This window comes from Confluentibacter flavum, from assembly GCF_002843175.1.
GTDB classification, from domain to species: domain Bacteria; phylum Bacteroidota; class Bacteroidia; order Flavobacteriales; family Flavobacteriaceae; genus Confluentibacter; species Confluentibacter flavum.
Genome location: NZ_PJEO01000053.1, coordinates 35,676 through 52,523 on the forward strand (window position 1 = coordinate 35,676; position 16,848 = coordinate 52,523).

At 32.3% G+C, this 16,848-nt stretch carries 19 protein-coding genes and 1 riboswitch; of the genes, 13 read left to right on the forward strand and 6 right to left on the reverse strand.

Features of this window, described 5'->3' with window-relative positions; translation table 11 throughout:
- Positions 1-11: 11 nt before the first annotated feature.
- The 4 genes from CSW08_RS15420 (at position 12) to CSW08_RS15435 (ending at position 1,467) form a co-directional block, all read left to right on the forward strand.
- The gene (locus CSW08_RS15420) at positions 12-260 is read left to right on the forward strand and encodes a type II toxin-antitoxin system ParD family antitoxin (protein WP_106660786.1); all 249 of its coding nucleotides are present in this window, start codon (positions 12-14) and stop codon (positions 258-260) included.
- Positions 253-552, forward strand: coding sequence for a type II toxin-antitoxin system RelE/ParE family toxin (locus CSW08_RS15425; RefSeq protein ID WP_106660767.1), 300 nt, complete (start codon positions 253-255; stop codon positions 550-552). The genes CSW08_RS15420 and CSW08_RS15425 overlap by 8 nt, the downstream gene beginning before the upstream one ends.
- A 241-nt stretch (positions 553-793) precedes the next feature.
- Positions 794-1,051: a DUF6364 family protein gene (locus CSW08_RS15430; RefSeq protein ID WP_106660787.1), complete on the forward strand. Its 258-nt coding sequence runs from the start codon at positions 794-796 to the stop codon at positions 1,049-1,051.
- Positions 1,051-1,467 carry a type II toxin-antitoxin system VapC family toxin gene (locus tag CSW08_RS15435; protein WP_238987287.1) on the forward strand — a complete coding sequence of 139 codons (417 nt, stop codon included), beginning with the start codon at positions 1,051-1,053 and terminating at the stop codon, positions 1,465-1,467. The genes CSW08_RS15430 and CSW08_RS15435 overlap by 1 nt, the downstream gene beginning before the upstream one ends.
- A gap of 52 nt (positions 1,468-1,519) precedes the next feature.
- Here the strand turns inward: CSW08_RS15435 and CSW08_RS15440 are convergent, their stop codons facing one another.
- The 3 genes from CSW08_RS15440 to CSW08_RS15450 form a co-directional block, all read right to left on the reverse strand.
- Positions 1,520-3,583, reverse strand: coding sequence for a DUF3857 domain-containing transglutaminase family protein (locus CSW08_RS15440; RefSeq protein WP_106660769.1), 2,064 nt, complete (start codon positions 3,581-3,583; stop codon positions 1,520-1,522).
- 179 nt (positions 3,584-3,762) lie between these two features.
- Positions 3,763-5,067 carry a voltage-gated chloride channel family protein gene (locus tag CSW08_RS15445; RefSeq protein WP_106660788.1) on the reverse strand — a complete coding sequence of 435 codons (1,305 nt, stop codon included), beginning with the start codon at positions 5,065-5,067 and terminating at the stop codon, positions 3,763-3,765.
- 38 nt (positions 5,068-5,105) lie between these two features.
- Positions 5,106-5,170: riboswitch (Fluoride riboswitch) on the reverse strand.
- Between the two features lie 93 nt (positions 5,171-5,263).
- On the reverse strand, positions 5,264-5,836 hold the full coding sequence (locus tag CSW08_RS15450) for a GNAT family N-acetyltransferase (RefSeq protein ID WP_106660770.1): 573 nt from the start codon (positions 5,834-5,836) through the stop codon (positions 5,264-5,266).
- A gap of 287 nt (positions 5,837-6,123) precedes the next feature.
- On the opposite strand from CSW08_RS15450, the gene CSW08_RS15455 reads away from it, so the two are divergent.
- The 9 genes from CSW08_RS15455 (at position 6,124) to CSW08_RS15495 (ending at position 14,505) form a co-directional block, all read left to right on the forward strand.
- Positions 6,124-6,552 (forward strand): PaaI family thioesterase, encoded by a 429-nt coding sequence (locus CSW08_RS15455; RefSeq protein ID WP_106660771.1) that lies wholly within the window; start codon positions 6,124-6,126, stop codon positions 6,550-6,552.
- Positions 6,552-7,673: a chorismate-binding protein gene (locus CSW08_RS15460; RefSeq protein ID WP_106660772.1), complete on the forward strand. Its 1,122-nt coding sequence runs from the start codon at positions 6,552-6,554 to the stop codon at positions 7,671-7,673. Before CSW08_RS15455 ends, CSW08_RS15460 begins: the two co-directional genes overlap by 1 nt.
- A 50-nt stretch (positions 7,674-7,723) precedes the next feature.
- Entirely contained in the window at positions 7,724-9,484 is a 1,761-nt protein-coding gene (gene menD, locus CSW08_RS15465) for a 2-succinyl-5-enolpyruvyl-6-hydroxy-3-cyclohexene-1-carboxylate synthase (protein WP_106660773.1), read from the forward strand.
- A gap of 66 nt (positions 9,485-9,550) precedes the next feature.
- Complete coding sequence (locus tag CSW08_RS15470) at positions 9,551-9,889, forward strand: DUF2853 family protein (RefSeq protein ID WP_106660774.1); 339 nt, start codon at positions 9,551-9,553, stop codon at positions 9,887-9,889.
- A 120-nt stretch (positions 9,890-10,009) separates the two neighbouring features.
- Complete coding sequence (locus CSW08_RS15475; RefSeq protein ID WP_106660789.1) at positions 10,010-10,843, forward strand: CvfB family protein; 834 nt, start codon at positions 10,010-10,012, stop codon at positions 10,841-10,843.
- Between the two features lie 163 nt (positions 10,844-11,006).
- The gene (gene mnmE / locus CSW08_RS15480; RefSeq protein ID WP_106660775.1) at positions 11,007-12,395 is read left to right on the forward strand and encodes a tRNA uridine-5-carboxymethylaminomethyl(34) synthesis GTPase MnmE; all 1,389 of its coding nucleotides are present in this window, start codon (positions 11,007-11,009) and stop codon (positions 12,393-12,395) included.
- A gap of 266 nt (positions 12,396-12,661) precedes the next feature.
- Entirely contained in the window at positions 12,662-13,021 is a 360-nt protein-coding gene (locus CSW08_RS15485; protein WP_106660776.1) for a helix-turn-helix domain-containing protein, read from the forward strand.
- Entirely contained in the window at positions 13,014-13,205 is a 192-nt protein-coding gene (locus CSW08_RS15490) for a helix-turn-helix transcriptional regulator (RefSeq protein WP_203226912.1), read from the forward strand. The genes CSW08_RS15485 and CSW08_RS15490 overlap by 8 nt, the downstream gene beginning before the upstream one ends.
- 142 nt (positions 13,206-13,347) lie before the next feature.
- Entirely contained in the window at positions 13,348-14,505 is a 1,158-nt protein-coding gene (locus tag CSW08_RS15495) for a site-specific integrase (protein ID WP_106660778.1), read from the forward strand.
- Between the two features lie 11 nt (positions 14,506-14,516).
- Here the strand turns inward: CSW08_RS15495 and CSW08_RS15500 are convergent, their stop codons facing one another.
- The 3 genes from CSW08_RS15500 to CSW08_RS15510 all read right to left on the reverse strand — a co-directional run.
- Positions 14,517-15,851 (reverse strand): tyrosine-type recombinase/integrase, encoded by a 1,335-nt coding sequence (locus tag CSW08_RS15500; RefSeq protein WP_106660779.1) that lies wholly within the window; start codon positions 15,849-15,851, stop codon positions 14,517-14,519.
- Between the two features lie 99 nt (positions 15,852-15,950).
- Entirely contained in the window at positions 15,951-16,343 is a 393-nt protein-coding gene (locus CSW08_RS15505; RefSeq protein ID WP_106660780.1) for a hypothetical protein, read from the reverse strand.
- A gap of 217 nt (positions 16,344-16,560) precedes the next feature.
- Positions 16,561-16,848: hypothetical protein (locus CSW08_RS15510; protein WP_203226881.1), on the reverse strand; the 288-nt coding region annotated here is incomplete at its 5' end.

Genomic DNA, 16,848 nt, shown 5'->3' on the forward strand with positions numbered 1-16,848 from the left:
AATTTAAAAAAATGAAAAATACATCCATATCTCTCGGAAATTATTTTGACCAATTTGTTAGCAATCAAGTATCTGCTGGTCGATATAAAAACGTAAGTGAAGTAATCAGAGCTGGACTTCGACTATTGGAAAATGAAGAAAGTAAAGTAATTGCATTAAAAAATGCAATACAGGAAGGACTGAATAGCCCAAGAATTGAAAACTTTGACTTTGATGAATATCTGACCAAATTAAAATCCGAAAAAAGAAAGAATGGCTAAAGTTATATTGAGACAAAAAGCCATTGATGACTTATCTGATATTTGGGATTACACAATGTATAAATGGTCCGAAAATCAAGCAGACATATATTATTCAACAATTAAGTTTGCTTGTAAACAAATCGGAACAAATCCCAATATTGGAAAACAATATTACGGAATAAGTACTAATTTATTCGGGTTCAAATCTGGGAAACACATAATCTTTTATCATCAAATTTCAGAAGACGAAATAGAAATCATTAGAATATTACACGAAAGAATGGATTTGAATAATAGATTAACCGAATAAAAAAAAACACCAGCCGTGTATAAAAAATTGCTAATTTTAGCTAACATAAAGTTTGTTGCATGTTTGTTGGCTTCCGATTTTGCTTTTGCCAGTTCGCTACGCTCGTGTCCCTCGGAATCCCGATAGTTATTAGGATAATTTTAACCTGTAGCCATATTTCAGGACTAGACATTTTAAAAATTTCGTTAAAATAAAATTTTACGTATTTTATTTGTATATTTGTACGTATAATATGTTTATCATGGATACAAAGCTGACATTGAAACTAAATCAAAAAATAATTGAAAAAGCAAAAGTTTACGCTTCTCAAAAAAAAGTAAGTTTATCAAGATTGATTGAAAATTATCTGGATTCAATTACACGACTTGATAAAAATGATGAGTTTGAGATTTCACCTTTCGTTAAAAGTATTTCTAGCGGTAAAAGTATGTCTGATGATAGAAATTGGAAAGATTTAAGAGAAGATTACACAGAATATCTTGACCAAAAATATAAATAATGCAAAAAATATTTTTGGATACAAATATTGTCATTGATTTCCTTGGAAACAGAGAACATTTTTATGAATCCAGTGCTAAAATTCTAACTTTAGCTGACAAAAAGAAAATTAAAGTTTTTACTTCGCCTACTTCAATAGCAAATGCTTATTACATTCTTTCTAGACATGAAAGTTCTAAAATTGTACTTGAAAAAATCAGAAAATTCAAATTGCTATGTCATATTTCAATAATGGATGATGAAGTCATTGAAAAAGCTATTAATTCTGATTTTAAAGATTTTGAAGATTCCATGCAATATTTTAGCGCCATTGCAACAAATTGTGATATCATAATCACTCGAAACGAAAAGGATTTTAAAAACGCTTTGATTCCAGTAATGAATCCTGAAAGTTATTTGAAAATTTTGAGAAAGTAGCTACTGCTAATAATGCACAATCATATACGCGGAGGGTATTAAAAAATATAGGTTATTTAGCTTTTCTATTTTGGGAATACCAAAATATCAAAAGCCCTACAGTAACAATGATACCAATTATAAATAATAACTTTACAATAGCCATAATGCCATCAAAAAGGACATTAGCACCGTTGGATATTGAGTTTGATTGTGAGAAATTTTTAGGAATATAAATTATGTATGCCGTGGACTGATCTACTTTTTTTGCGTCTTGGTTGTATAATCTAAACTCATCTGGAGTAACATGATCTTTTAATGTTTTTAGATAATAATTAAGGTTGATGGTTTTTTGTTTTCTATCATAGTCAACTTTCCATTCATAATAAAACCCCGGGGAGGTTACGTATAATTTTTCGTTTTTTATCCCCCAATCTATTGGTAGTTTAATTTTAATTTGATGTTCCCTTGTTATAGGATAAACTATAGATAACTCAGAGTCTCTTTTATCGTTATTGGGTATATACAAGGAGTTTAGAAGACTACTGGGTAAAAAGGTTGCAGAAATATGGTTGATTTTTTCGGGCATGGGTTTCCAAATACTATCTAATTGATATTCTTCATATATTTTGAAGGTGTTTAAATTTAATTTGTCCTCCAATTGAGGTGTTTTTAATGAAGATACATTATAATAATAGTTTGAATAGAATTTTTCATATTCCTTTTGAATGGAGTTGATGCTATTGTTTTTAAAATAGTTTCGCATAGCATCTGCTTCTCCTCCATGATAAATAGTGATAACTTTTAATCTAGCACCTTTACCAATACTATCAATAGTATATTCTTCAAATGTTTCAACTTTATTTTCTGAATAGAGTTTAATGTCATCAAAAGAATCATTATCCTTTTTAATTACTAAACCATAAGCATAGTCAGGAAAGTGTGTGCTATCGTGATATCCACCTTGATTAGTCATTGTAGGGTCGTACCAATGGGCACTGCCATCGATAACTTTTACAACACAATGGTCAAAAATTTTAGGTGAGGGAAGCAAATCTTTAATAGTTTGCTTTAAATAGGTATTAACAAGCACGGGATAGGCTTCAATACCCATGTTGGTAAGCATGTTAACCATTAACAAACTTTTGTCTTTACAATCTCCAAAACGCTGTTTAAATACTTGATTGGGAGAAAAAGGTTTGTAGCTTCCAATGCCATTTTCAAGTCCTAAATACCTAATTTCATTTTGTACAAAATTTAAGGTCGCCTTAATTTTTTCGCCATTTGTTTCGTAAGAAGAATTAATTTCATCAATTTTCGCTTGTAATTCGGTATTGACTTTTCCATCAATTTTGTATATATCCAATCCCCAATCAACCACATCTTTCCATGAGTTAAACTCACTTATAAAAACGGTTTCATAAATTAATTTCCAAATAGGAATTTCATCTTCGAATTCTATTTTTTTCGTATTGGTAGCTTCCCATTCATATTTATTTAAATCATTTACTTTCGAAATAACGGGTTCGGCAGACGTATTAAAAGCTTTGTAATTTAGCTTGTTTTTGGATAGAAGTGTTACATGTATTTTTCCAACAGATTTAAAGTCATTGAGGAAAAAATTAGTAGAGTAAATGTTTTTGTGTATGGGATTAAAACCAATAATGGAGTAGGAGTAATCTATAATGTCATCTGTTCTTACATCAGAAATATTCATGACTGCGGATAACGCCCCATCATATAAATGACTTTCGGCATTTAATTCGCGTCGCATTACCTCAATATTTGAAATGTTCAATTTATCTATAATCTCATTATTTCTAATAATATGTATTTTATGGAATTTTAATTTTTGATAACTAGGGTCGTAGCTAATATTAATGGTAGATGCATTTTGTATACCAACATTATCGGTGACTTTGGTTGTAACTCTGTAAAAAATGGTTTGTTTTGGGATGTTAATTTGGGTATCATAAAGTAAAGTATGCGTTCCTTGTGATACATCATCGATGTCAATGTCAGATTTAGAATAATGGATATCATCTAACCAAGAAGGCTCCGTTTCTTTTGTTACTTGAGCTTGTATTGCTGTAGAAAAGCATAAAAAAGCAATGAAGCCAATAATAAAGATTCTCATAAATTACGACTGTTTTTACTATGGTAAATGTAATTGTTTGTAGTTTACTTACAAAGTTATTAAAGTAAAAACAATTTTATTCGTTTATCTTTAATCGGTACTTCTATAATAACACCTAAACCTGATTTTTTCAACGTGGTGAATATTTGGAAGTTATTTACTGTTGTTTATTCGAACGTTCATTTTCGTGCTCTCTTTTTTTTAATTTCAGAAAGTTGCATCCCTTTTTCACGGATGAAAGAGTTGTGTTTCGGACTTCCAATGATTTGGGAAGTATATATACCAGAATGCCCAGAAAATAAATAAGCGGTAGAACACGCTAACGCCATAAAAACACCTGACTCTATACCGAAGAGCTCTATGGCCATGACCGTGCAGGCAATAGGGGTATTGGTTGCCCCTGCAAAAACGGCTACAAATCCCATACCCGCAAGTAGTCCCATTGGTAAGGGAATGAACCATATTAAAACATTTCCTAAAGTTGCCCCAATAAAGAATAAAGGAGTGACTTCACCTCCTTTAAAACCTGCCCCCAGTGTAAATGAAGTAAATAAAATTTTTAATAAAAAATCATAAGAATTTAAGTCTATGTTAAAGGCGTCAACGATGGTGGGTATTCCGAGTCCGATGTATTTAGTCGTTCCCATAAAATAGATGGCAATGGCCAATATGGTGCCGCCAATAACGGGTCGTAACGGTGGGTATTTCACATTCTTATTGAAAAGATGGCTCCAAAAATGTGTGGATTTGGAAAAAATCATGGCTACAAGACCAAAGATGGCTCCTGCCAATAAAGACCATAGAAGATTTATAGGTGTCATTTCTGCCACAGAACTAATATGGTAATGGGTGTGCGAAACATTCCAAATGTCGCAAAAGTAATTGGCTAAAACGGCGGCCATAAAACTTGGAATAATGGCATCCAAGCGTATTCTTCCCAAAACCAACACCTCCAATGCAAAAATACCACCGGCCAAAGGTGTTCCAAAAACAGAAGCAAAACCGGCACTGATACCTGCAATTAAAACAATTTTTCTGTCCCGTTTTGATAGTTTTAAAATTTTTGTAAACCTATCGGCTATAGCACCACCAATTTGAACGGCTGTTCCTTCACGACCAGCAGAGCCACCAAATAAATGCGTTAAAAGGGTTCCAAATAAAACAAGCGGGGCCATTCTAAAAGGGATGATTTTTTTAGGGGAATGAAATTCTTCAAGTAATAAATTATTTCCTTTTACAACACTGTTTCCATACAAATGGTAAGATAGACCTATGATAAAACCACCAACGGGTAATAATGCGATTATCCATACATGGGATTCTCTCCAATTGGTCACCCAGTCCAAACTCAATAGAAAAAAAGCTGATATAGAACCAACGATAGCACCTAATAGCAAACAAATGAAAATCCATTTGAAAAGATATAATAGTAAGGGGATTTGCTCAAATGAGAATAAAAACTTCTTTATTTTTGTTTTGTCCATTTTGCCTTTAATACATGTTCCTACAGTGGCATAAGCCATTAAAAGTAGAAGTCATCAGCTCCAGTTGTAGCGGTTTAAGGCAGACCTCATTGCCAAATGTGAAGTACAAATATAAAATAAAATGAAAGCTTTGCAACAATTGGTATGGCAAATACCCGCTAATTCATGAGATGTAAGCATTTATATTTCGAAACTCCTAAAACCCCTCAAAAACAGTTGTTTTAATAGTGGGCCATTCTTCTTTCAACATACCATAACAACAGCTACTTCGTTTAAAGCCATCTAGCAGCAAGATGTCTTTACGTAAAATACCTTCTAATGTGGCACCTAGTTTTTCGACTGCTTTTCTAGATCGAATATTACGTTCATCGACCCTAAATTCTACTTTATCAAATTCCAAGATTTCAAAGGCATATTGCAGCATTAAAAACTTCATATGCGTATTTAAACCCGTTCCTTGAAATCCGTTGCCAATCCACGTCCAACCAATATGCATCACCTTGTTTTGCCAATTTATGAATCCGAAACGGGTACAACCAGCGTAAGCGTTTGCTTGTTTATCAAACACAATAAAAGGAATGGCTGTATTATGGTAGTAATCATCAACAGCTGTTTGTACATATTCTTTTAAATCTTCGGGCGTATCAATTTTGCTGGGCGAATATTGTACCAAATTAGGTTGTTGGGCAATATCGCTTAAGTGTTTGTAGTTGCTTAAGTCTAAAAGTGATAATTTTACACGGTGGTTTTCTAGAGTGGGAACTTTCATTTGGTTACGTCATTGCGAATCACGCTTTTTGGGCGTGATGTGGCAATCTGTTAAATGATTATTTATATTATTATTTCGTTTAATTTTTAAAGAGATGGGTCTAACTTTATACTTAAGTTTGCGTTTATAAGATTGCTTCACTTCGTTCGCAATGACGGTTTCGATTATGTCTAGGTAAAATTACCCAACATGTTCTCTATAAGTAATCAATTAATTAAATCTGATTTTTTATTGGGTTCGTTCGTCATTTTGTACTTTTACAAACATGAATAAAAATACAATATTTTATGTCATTAACTAAAGAAATTGTTATTGCAAAAGCAAATGCAGCCTGTAAAAATACCTTGATGGAAACCTTACAAATTGAGGTTATTGATTATGGAGACGATTTTTTGGTAGCAAAAATGCCTGTAAACTCTAGAGTGCATCAACCCGATGGTGTATTGCATGGTGGTGCTACGGCCGCTTTGGCAGAAAGTGTTGGTAGTTTTGCATCGCATATTTTTATTGATACAGAGAAGTTTTTTGTTCGGGGTATAGAAATTACGGTAAATCATCTGAAAAGTATTAAAGAAGGGATGGTATTTGCTAAAGCAACGTTTGTGCATAAAGGTAGAACCACACAATTGTTGGATATACGTGTGATCGATGAAGCCGATAATTTAATTGCCGTTTGTAAATTATCTACCATTTCATTACCAAAAAACATTAGTTAATGGTTTTGGAAAGTTTTTTCAAGCGTATTGAAACACAATACAAAAATGTATTGCCTTTTGTTGTCTACCGAAAGCCCAATAGCACATTAGTTAAAGCCTTATTTCAGAATGATGACGAACTGTATACTGCTGAAACGTTTACTGAAACAGGTTTTGTGTTTTCTCCATTTGATGACAATGAAAGGACGGTTTTAATACCTTTAGATAATTCTGAACAGTTTGAAGTTGTTTTTGATACTGTAGTTGAAAATAAATCAGAAAATAAAAGTAGTAAGGTTTCTGCCGACCATAAATTAAACCACACCAATCTTATCAATAAGGGCATTGAAGCGGTAAAGAACAATCAATTTATCAAGGTTGTTTTATCAAGAAAAGAAACCGTTCAACTTTCAGAAAGCAATCCGATTTCTATTTTCAAAAGGCTTTTAAACACGTATCCATTGGCATTTGTATATTGCTGGTACCACCCAAAAGTTGGGTTGTGGTTAGGAGCCACACCAGAAACATTAATAAAAATTGAAGGCAATCGTTTCTCCATCATGGCACTGGCGGGAACCCAAGATTATATGGGCACAACAGATGTTGTTTGGAAAGACAAAGAGATCAATGAGCAACAAATTGTAACCGATTTTATTATTGAGCATTTAAAACCATCTGTCGAGCATTTAAGCATTTCGGAAACCGAGACCGTTAAAGCTGGTAATTTGTTGCATTTAAGAACCATGATTTCTGCGCATTTAAAACCAGAGGCGTCTAACTTAAAACAACTTATTTCCGATTTACATCCAACGCCTGCGGTTTGTGGCTTACCTAAGTTGGCAGCTAAAACGTTTATTTTAGAAAACGAACATTACAACCGAGATTTTTATACCGGTTTTTTAGGAGAGCTGAATTTTGAAACTCATATCGCCCCAAGATCTTCCAAAAAGAACATAGAAAATAGAGCATATACAGTTACCAAAAAGAGTACACAGCTATATGTTAATTTAAGATGTATGCAAATGCAAGGAAATAATGCCCATATTTACATAGGAGGCGGTATTACTGAAACCTCAAATGCTGAATCAGAGTGGGAAGAAACGGTTTCAAAATCTAAGATTATTAAAAATATTTTGCAATAGGTTATCTTAACTTCCTATTTCTTACTTTTGTAGCTTATATTAGTTGCAACATGATTTACCCAAAAATTCCTCTCGCGCAAACGGTTATTCAACTTTGTAAAGAAAAGAAAATAAAACACATTGTTATCTCTCCGGGCAGTAGAAATGCGCCTTTAACAATTGGCTTTACAAATGACCCATACTTTTCGTGTTATAGTATTGTAGACGAACGGAGTGCTGCTTTTTTTGCTTTAGGAATAGCCCAAAAATTACAAGAGCCTACTGCTGTGCTTTGTACATCTGGAAGTGCTTTGTTGAATTATTACCCAGCGATTTCTGAGGCGTATTATAGTGATATTCCATTGGTAGTGCTATCTGCGGATAGGCCTAAACATTTAATTGGGATTGGCGATGGACAAACCATCAACCAGAAAAATGTATTTGAAAACCATGTTTTATTTTCTTCCAATTTAAAATTGGATATTAAGGATGAAAACAACATTCCGGATCATGAGGAATTGCCCATGATGAAAAATATAGAAGATAAACTGGAGCGTTTTCTAGGATTTCAAAAAAATATTCAGACACACAATGAAATTGAAATTAATGAGGCTATAAACAATGCCATTATTAATAAAGGCCCTGTTCATATCAATATTCCTTTCGACGAACCTTTGTATGAAACTGTTGGAAAGTTAACGGTATCCCCAAAATCAGAGGACATCGTTTTAAAAAATAAGCCTATAGATTCTTATATTATCCAGAGTTGTTTGGAAGATTGGAATTCGGTTGCTAAAAAAATGGTTTTGGTTGGCGTTTGTAACCCAAATGAAGTTGAGCAAAAATGGTTAAATGAATTGGCGGAAGACAACAGTATTATTGTATTTACAGAAACGACATCCAACTTGCACCATGAGAGTTTTTTTCCATCTATAGACCAATTGATTGCGCCACTTTCAAAAGAAGAGCAAAAACAATTAAAGCCAGACATTCTAATAACTTTTGGTGGTTTAATAGTATCGAAAAAGATAAAAACATTTCTGAGGAAACACCAACCCAAGCAACATTGGCACATTGATAAAAAGTTGGCGAACGACACCTTTTTTTGTTTAACAAACCATATTGAGGCAACACCAAATCAGTTTTTTGAAACGTTGTTGCCAAAAATAACTCATTATGTAAAAAGTAATTATCGAGATGTTTGGGCATTAGTTAAACAAAAACGTTTGCAAAAACACAGGCAGTATTTAGCACAAATTCCGTTTAGTGATTTAAAAGTGTTTGAGGTATTACTAAAATCAGTACCAAAAAATTATATTTTGCAAGTGGGAAATAGTTCGGCCATTCGCTATACACAGTTATTCAGTATTGATAAATCCCTAGAAGTGTATTGCAATAGAGGCACTAGTGGTATTGATGGTAGTACGAGTACAGCTGTTGGATGCGCCGTAGTTAGCAAGAAACCAACGGTTTTTATAACGGGAGACTTGAGTTTTATTTATGACAGTAATGCGCTATGGAATAATTACATACCGAAGAATTTTAGAATTATAGTAATTAATAATCAAGGGGGTGGTATTTTTAGGATATTACCAGGTCATAAAAACAGCGAGAATTTTGATGCCTATTTTGAAACGACACATGACCTTTCTGCTAAGCACTTATGCAAAATGTATGGGATAGAATACGTATCCGCAAAAACAGTATTACAAATAAAAAGTAAAATGCAAACGTTTTATTCAGATTCAGAAAGGCCAAGACTGTTGGAAATTTTCACCCCACGTACGCTTAATGATGAGATACTTTTAGAGTATTTTGATTTCATAACATAATAGATTAATCTTTTCCTTAAAAAAATAATATATTTAACAGTATTTACAAACCTTAAAATAGTCATTATGAATAAAAGAGATGAACTTATTGTTAAATATACAGCCGATTTAAAAGAAAAGTTTGGGGTAACGGCGGATATGGATTTACTAACCAAAGTTACCATTGGTTGTGGCCCTTCTATTTACAATGCCGATTCATCAACTGTTTCAGGTTCTAATGCCTCTGAACTGCAAACCATTAAAAGCAACTTTTTAATCAAAAAGTTAGGATTAAAAGATAGTACAGATTTAGATAAAGGGATTGATGCTATTATGGAAACTTATGGAAAATCCAATCGCAATAAATATAGAGCTGTTGTGTATTATTTGCTAGTTAAACACTTTAAAAAAGAATCGGTTTACTAAACCAATTTTAATATAGAAAATAGAAAGCATTACTAGAATTTGGTAATGCTTTTTTGTTGGATTTATTTTAAAATTTTATTGATGCAAACAAAACTCAATCTAAAATTATACCTTTGTGGCATGATACATTTAGGACAAATAAACACCTTGGAAATACTTCGTGAAACGGATCACGGCATCTATTTAGTAGATCAAGAAAATAATGAAGTGCTTTTACCAAATAGATATGTTCCAGAATCATTTAAAATTTGGGATAAAATTGATGTTTTTGTTTATTTGGATAACGAAGAACGTCCAGTTGCTTCTACAGACTTCCCATATATAAAGCGAGATGATTATGCCTTATTAAGATGTAGCCAAGTTACCGATTATGGTGCTTTTTTAGATTGGGGATTGGTAAAGGAATTGTTTTGCCCTTTTAAAGAGCAAGCATTCCCAATGAAGAAAGGCGGTTGGTATTTGGTACATTGCTATTTAGACGAAAAAACAGATAGGTTGGTGGCATCCAGCAAAACCAATCAGTTTTTGGATAATAAGGAACTTACGGTAAAAGAATTTGAAGAAGTTGATTTAATCGTTTCACATCCCTCTGATATTGGTATGAACGTGATTGTCAACAAAAGGCATCAAGGATTAATATACAAGGACAATATTTTCACGGATTTAAGTATTGGCGACCGACTTAAAGGCGTGGTTAAAAAAATAAGACCAGGGAATAAATTGGATATTTCACTTGGTCAAATTGGTTACAGAAACATTGAGCCCAATGCCCAATTAATCATGAATGAATTACAAGACAATAGTGGGTACTTAAATTTAACAGATAAATCCGATCCAGAAGTTATAAAAAACACACTTCAAATGAGCAAAAAAAACTTCAAAAAAGCGGTTGGTACTTTATACAAACAGCATCTAATTGAGATAAAACCAGATGGTATTTATTTAGTTAAGTGATTGCTGGGTAGGTATCGTTAAAGTGTCTTCAGCCCCAAACTTTAGAAATCAGTAAAATAATTTTCAACATTCAATACGCGCTCTAAAATAGCCAGTACCTTTTAAGGCTTAGGTTTTGTAAAACGCCATCAACATTTAAGCTAATTATAATTACTTTTGCCTCATGATACTTCAAGATACCATTGTAGCGTTGGCAACACCTTCTGGTGCTGGTGCGATTGCCATTATAAGATTATCTGGTGCAGATGCCATTCATTTTGCGGATAACCAATTTAGATCGGTTTCAGGAAAGCTTTTGGCCAAACAAAAAACGCATACCATTCATTTAGGTCATATTATGGACGGCAATAAAACCATTGATGAAGTTTTGGTGTCTGTTTTTAAAAATCCGAATTCGTATACAGGTGAAGATGTCGTTGAAATTTCCTGTCATGGGTCAAAATATATTCAGCAAGAAATCATCCAGTTATTTCTGCGGAACGGTTGCCGAATGGCCACAGCTGGAGAATTTACACTTCGAGCTTTTTTAAATGGAAAATTGGATTTAAGTCAGGCTGAAGCGGTTGCCGATTTAATAACAAGCGATAATGAAGCATCTCATCAAATAGCCATGCAGCAAATGCGTGGTGGTTTTTCATCTGAAATCGCCAAATTAAGGGAAGAACTATTAAATTTTGCATCCTTAATTGAATTGGAATTAGATTTTGCAGAAGAAGATGTTGAGTTTGCTGATAGAACAAAATTTAAGGATTTAGTAGAACGCATCAGCTTTGTTTTGAAACGATTGATAGATTCGTTTGCTATTGGCAATGTAATTAAAAATGGTATTCCGGTAGCCATTGTTGGCGAGCCAAACGTTGGTAAATCAACGCTTTTAAATGCCTTATTAAATGAAGAAAGAGCCATTGTTTCTGAAATCGCAGGAACGACAAGAGACACGGTTGAAGATGAAATTTCAATAGGAGGGATGGGCTTCCGATTTATTGATACCGCAGGTATTAGGGAAACCCAAGACGTAGTTGAAAGCATTGGTATCAAAAAAACCTTTGAAAAAATTGAACAAGCGCAAGTTGTTATTTATTTATTTGATAGTACACAATTTAAAACATTGGGGTCGCAATTTAAGATTGAATTAGAAAAGATTAAAAATAAATATCCACAAAAACCATTAATTATTATTGCTAACAAGATTGATAAACTTAACGAGATAGACATCTCAAATCTCAAATCTCAAATCTCAAATCTTGAATTATTATCTGCAAAAGAAGGCATTGGGGTTGATGAATTAAAAAATAAACTCTTAAGTTTTGTCAATACAGGCTCTTTAAGAAATAATGATACAATTATAACAAATTCAAGACATTACGATTCTTTATTAAAAGCATTAGATGAAATTGAAAAAGTTAAACATGGACTGGAATCTGGTTTATCTGGCGATTTATTAGCTATTGATATTCGGCAAGCATTGTATCACTTTGGTGAAATAACAGGTGAAATTACCAATGATGATTTGTTAGGGAACATTTTTGCTAATTTTTGCATCGGCAAATAGACAGCCATTTTTTTTGATTTCAATTTACATCAATTGAATATAAATAGTTGTAAATCAAATTATTAAAAAATAAACCATTTTCCATTCCTTTCTTTTGTAGGTTGATTTTTTCAAAATTTTTACGCCTCATTTACACCTTTTTTTATTAAATTTGAACGAGAGGTAAATTTTTACGCCTCGTTGGGGATATTTTGGCGCTTAATGTCACTTAATTAACTAATATCATCCAATATCATCTAGTATGATACAAAATGCTATTTAACTAAATGAGTTCAAATATTGAAATAATACGAGTTTGTGAATATTGCCATAATGAGTTTATAGCTAGAACAACTGTAACCAAATACTGTTCTCATAAATGCAATAGTAGAGCCTATAAAGAGAAGTTGAAGTCTAAAAAGATTAAGCGCTCAAGTGAGGAAACATATAGCACAAAAACTGAAGTTATTGAATATATAAAAGCTAAGGAATTTTTAACTGTAAAGGATATTACAATACTTATGAACTGTTCAAGACAGACTGTTTACAAAATAGTTGATTCAGGAAAGCTGAAATCAATCGATTTTAATATTAAGAAGATTATTGTTAAGCGATCAGACCTTGATGCATTATTTAAAAATGAATAAAGTTGATTTGAATAATTTAAATGAAAAAGAGATTCTTACAGTAAAAGAAGCAGCTGCTCTTTTAAACTGTTCGACGAGATCTCTATATCGTCATATTAATGATGGGCAAATTAAAGCTGCAAATTTAGGTAACAGGCTAACAAGGATTAAACGGTCTGATATAGATTGGCTATTTAAGAAATAGTGATTTATATTATACACGTGTTGTGTCCATTTTAATGAAAAATATAAATCAAGGCATATGAAACACCCACAAGAATCACATTCACACACGAAGATGATTATAAATTGTATTCCTCCGGATAATTAAAAAAAAATATAAAGAGATGAAAATACATTTAAGGAAGAAAAAGCTTTTAAGTGGAAAGACTAGTCTTTACATAGAGTATTATAGAGGTCATAAAATGACCACAGAAGGAAAGATTAAGCATATGAGGGATTATGAATACCTTCAGCTTTATTTAGTAGAGAATCCCAAATCGGCTATTGAAAAGAAAAAGAATCAAGAACAACTGGAACTTGCTGAACAAATTTTGGCTATAAGAAAGGCAGAAGTATACCAAGGTAAATATAGCATCCAAAATAATAATAAAGGAAAATCCAATTTTTTGGATTTTTATGAGCAGAAGAAAGAGGAGCGTTACCATACTAAGGGCAATTATGATAATTGGGATGCTGCCCAAAAACATTTGGAGCAATATTGCCCAGCTCACATAACTTTAAATGACATTGATGTAGATTTTATAAAAGGATATAAAAAACATTTAGATACTGTCTCAGTCACTAAAGGGGGAAAAAAATTATCTCAAAACACAAAGCATACCTATTTTAATAAATTCAAGGCCTGTTTGAATGCCGCTTTTGACGAAGGCTATTTGAAGGAAAACCTAATTAAAAAAGTCAAGGGGTTTTCAATGGGAGAATCCACTAGGGAATATCTTACTTCCGACGAACTTCAAGAATTATCTAAAACGCCTTGTGCCATTCCTTTACTAAAACGAGCATTTCTTTTTTCAGTCCTCTCAGGTATTAGATGGTCTGATATTAATAAGTTGAAATGGTCTGAGGTGCGGGAGGAAGGTATGGATGATTCAGGTAATGACATTTTTCGGATTGTGTTTCAACAAAAGAAAACCGACGGAGTAGAATATTTATACATTTCCCAACAGGCTAGGGAGCTTTTGGGTGAACGAAAAGATACTAAAGAACGTGTATTCAAAGGACTTCGTTATGGTGCCCATATAAACCTTCAATTATTACGCTGGTGTATGCTTGCGGGGATTACTAAACACATTACATTTCATTCAGCAAGACACACGAATGCTGTACTACTATTGGAAAATGGAGCCGATATTTATACAGTATCAAAACGCTTGGGACATAAAGAAATTAGAACTACGGAGATATATGCAAAAATAATTGACAAGAAAATGAAAGAGGCTGCTAATTTGATTCCGAAATTGGAATTAGATGCAATTGGTTGAATATTGATTTGCTAAAAATTGCTTGTTTTTTTAACTTTGTTAGGCAACGTTTTTTTATAAATCATATTCAATACTTCTTCTACGAATGATTTTACTCTTTGAATTTCTGGTTTGTAGTTAGAAGGATGCCCACATTTATTTCTCAAACCTAGACAATTATTTATTAATTCATTTTTCTCAAATTTACTAAAAACACCTACTTTTTCCGCTAAGTGTATAGTCGTTTCATCTTTAATGTATTCAAAGCTGTCAATATTTTTTATTATTTTTGCTCTAGAATCAATATTTATTAATTCTTCGTTTATCTTTTTTAGGTTTTCTTTATCTAGTATTTGTTTTCTAATATTCTTTATAGCAGACGACCAAATAAAAATAACTCCAGCCCTTAAACTCCCATTTCTAAAGCAATCTATACCTTCCAATAAATAATCTATTTCATCTAAATCTTTTAATTTGAAAACTAGCGATTCTAAATCATCAAAACTTTCAGTTTTTTCAGAAGTAGTAATTATTCTGTCATAGGGGGTGAAATTAATTATTTGTTCTTCGTGGATTAATTTTGAATATTCAATATGGGAATCAAATTCCTTGATTTTTAAATGTTCCAAAATTATAATTAACGGGATTCCTAATTGATATAAATGTTTGATATAGGAATATTTAAATGCTCTACTTGTTAAAGCTGGATTTAGTCCCATTTCCTTTAATGAATCTATCAATAATTTTCTAACACTTGTGTAAGAATATTTTTTATTCTTGTCATTTTGACTGTATATGAAGTAGGATTCTGGTTTGTATTTCTTATAGTAATCTGACAATAATGGAATAACTCTTTTTGATAAATAGGCTCTTCTCTTTTGATTCCCTTTACTGTCGTGTAAAATTATATATGGATTTTCATCTTTAGAAATAATGTCTTTAACTTTAATTTCTAATAATTCGTTTACTTCTAAACCGCAAGAATACATTAAAAGAAAAATAATTTTATGTTTTAAATTTTCTTTTCTGTCTATTAATTCCAACACTTCAGATTGCTCAAAAAAATCCGCTGACCTTTCTGCAGTATCTGGAATTCTAAATGGATAGATTCCGTGATTTTTATTGTGCATTTGGTCAAAAAATATTCTACAGACAAAGATTAATGTTCGTAATGTTGTGTGAGATTTTTTCTGATTTATTAAGGATTTAGCATAACTAGTTACTTGTTTGTTTGTTAATTCAGTTGGATTATGTGCAGAATAAAAATCAAAAAGCCTAAAAAGAGTATTCGAATATCCTCTAATAGTAGATTCAGCATATTTTCTTCTTCGGAACTCTTTTATTACTTTTTCTCTAATTTCCTCCATTTCTATAATTCAGTCAAATGTCTTGCCTAACATGTATGGAAGCCAGCAAACACGCAACAGACTTTGTGTTAACTAAAACTAGCAATTTTTTATACAGACTTAGCTGCATGCCTTTTTTGAATAAAACCATTGATACAACTTTTGAAGGTTTTCAAATTCTAATTGATCCATTAGCAATGTCATTTTCTGTAAATCTATTGATGATTTTCCATATTTTGTATTTAATCTCGACATCTCTTGTGTAATAGCTAATTTTAATTCTTCTGAATTAAGACCTTCAAGAATTTCAGGGTCAATAATTTTATTATTGGAAATCGTTTTAATTATTTTTTCCTCAAAATTTCCTTTCGTAGTGATTCTATTTCGGTTTACAATAATTATAAATATTAATACCGCCACCGCTATAACAGAAAAAAAAAGAATTTCAATAAAATCAGTATTTTGATTTTCGTTTGTTGAAATTCCATTTTCAACAAGAAGAATAAATGACATAATTTAAATTATTTTATTTCTATCCAATTTTCTCAATTTTATTCCAACCCATTTTTTAGGTTATAGCCAACGTTCTCGGATATGAAACGTAGGGCATTTCGGAGCAGCAAACTTGTACACGAGACAAATCTTGCGAAGAAACTGAAACTTACGGTAACCCTTGTCCGTCCTATGTTTTATACCCATTGTTAAGCCCAGTTAATTATGTAGTTCAAATTCATTTGCGACAAAGTCGATACCATTGTTCATTTGCTTTCAAAATTTTATAGATTGCCTCTGGCTTATCAGCAGCAGGTTCCACATGAGTTATCGCCCAATTGGGAAAGCACATTTCAATTTCTTTACGACTTGCTCCGCTCGGCAAAAAGGCTCGCCATTTAGGGTCCCATACAAGTAAAAGTATTATCGCATCTTGAGCAGCAATATTATTTATTGCCTTTCCCATTGCAATTCGTTGTGAACTACTCAATCCATGGAAAGTTCCGGTGTCTAAAAGTAATTTATA

Excerpts from the sequence above, each read along its gene's own strand:
- CSW08_RS15420 (WP_106660786.1), top strand. The coding sequence starts at position 12 with ATGAAAAATACATCCATATCTCTCGGAAATTATTTTGACCAATTTGTT.
- CSW08_RS15425 (WP_106660767.1), top strand. The coding sequence starts at position 253 with ATGGCTAAAGTTATATTGAGACAAAAAGCCATTGATGACTTATCTGAT.
- CSW08_RS15430 (WP_106660787.1), top strand. The coding sequence starts at position 794 with ATGGATACAAAGCTGACATTGAAACTAAATCAAAAAATAATTGAAAAA.
- CSW08_RS15435 (WP_238987287.1), top strand. The coding sequence starts at position 1,051 with ATGCAAAAAATATTTTTGGATACAAATATTGTCATTGATTTCCTTGGA.
- CSW08_RS15440 (WP_106660769.1), bottom strand. The coding sequence starts at position 3,583 with ATGAGAATCTTTATTATTGGCTTCATTGCTTTTTTATGCTTTTCTACA.
- CSW08_RS15445 (WP_106660788.1), bottom strand. The coding sequence starts at position 5,067 with ATGGACAAAACAAAAATAAAGAAGTTTTTATTCTCATTTGAGCAAATC.
- CSW08_RS15450 (WP_106660770.1), bottom strand. The coding sequence starts at position 5,836 with ATGAAAGTTCCCACTCTAGAAAACCACCGTGTAAAATTATCACTTTTA.
- CSW08_RS15455 (WP_106660771.1), top strand. The coding sequence starts at position 6,124 with ATGTCATTAACTAAAGAAATTGTTATTGCAAAAGCAAATGCAGCCTGT.
- CSW08_RS15460 (WP_106660772.1), top strand. The coding sequence starts at position 6,552 with ATGGTTTTGGAAAGTTTTTTCAAGCGTATTGAAACACAATACAAAAAT.
- menD (WP_106660773.1), top strand. The coding sequence starts at position 7,724 with ATGATTTACCCAAAAATTCCTCTCGCGCAAACGGTTATTCAACTTTGT.
- CSW08_RS15470 (WP_106660774.1), top strand. The coding sequence starts at position 9,551 with ATGAATAAAAGAGATGAACTTATTGTTAAATATACAGCCGATTTAAAA.
- CSW08_RS15475 (WP_106660789.1), top strand. The coding sequence starts at position 10,010 with ATGATACATTTAGGACAAATAAACACCTTGGAAATACTTCGTGAAACG.
- mnmE (WP_106660775.1), top strand. The coding sequence starts at position 11,007 with ATGATACTTCAAGATACCATTGTAGCGTTGGCAACACCTTCTGGTGCT.
- CSW08_RS15485 (WP_106660776.1), top strand. The coding sequence starts at position 12,662 with ATGAGTTCAAATATTGAAATAATACGAGTTTGTGAATATTGCCATAAT.
- CSW08_RS15490 (WP_203226912.1), top strand. The coding sequence starts at position 13,014 with ATGAATAAAGTTGATTTGAATAATTTAAATGAAAAAGAGATTCTTACA.
- CSW08_RS15495 (WP_106660778.1), top strand. The coding sequence starts at position 13,348 with ATGAAAATACATTTAAGGAAGAAAAAGCTTTTAAGTGGAAAGACTAGT.
- CSW08_RS15500 (WP_106660779.1), bottom strand. The coding sequence starts at position 15,851 with ATGGAGGAAATTAGAGAAAAAGTAATAAAAGAGTTCCGAAGAAGAAAA.
- CSW08_RS15505 (WP_106660780.1), bottom strand. The coding sequence starts at position 16,343 with ATGTCATTTATTCTTCTTGTTGAAAATGGAATTTCAACAAACGAAAAT.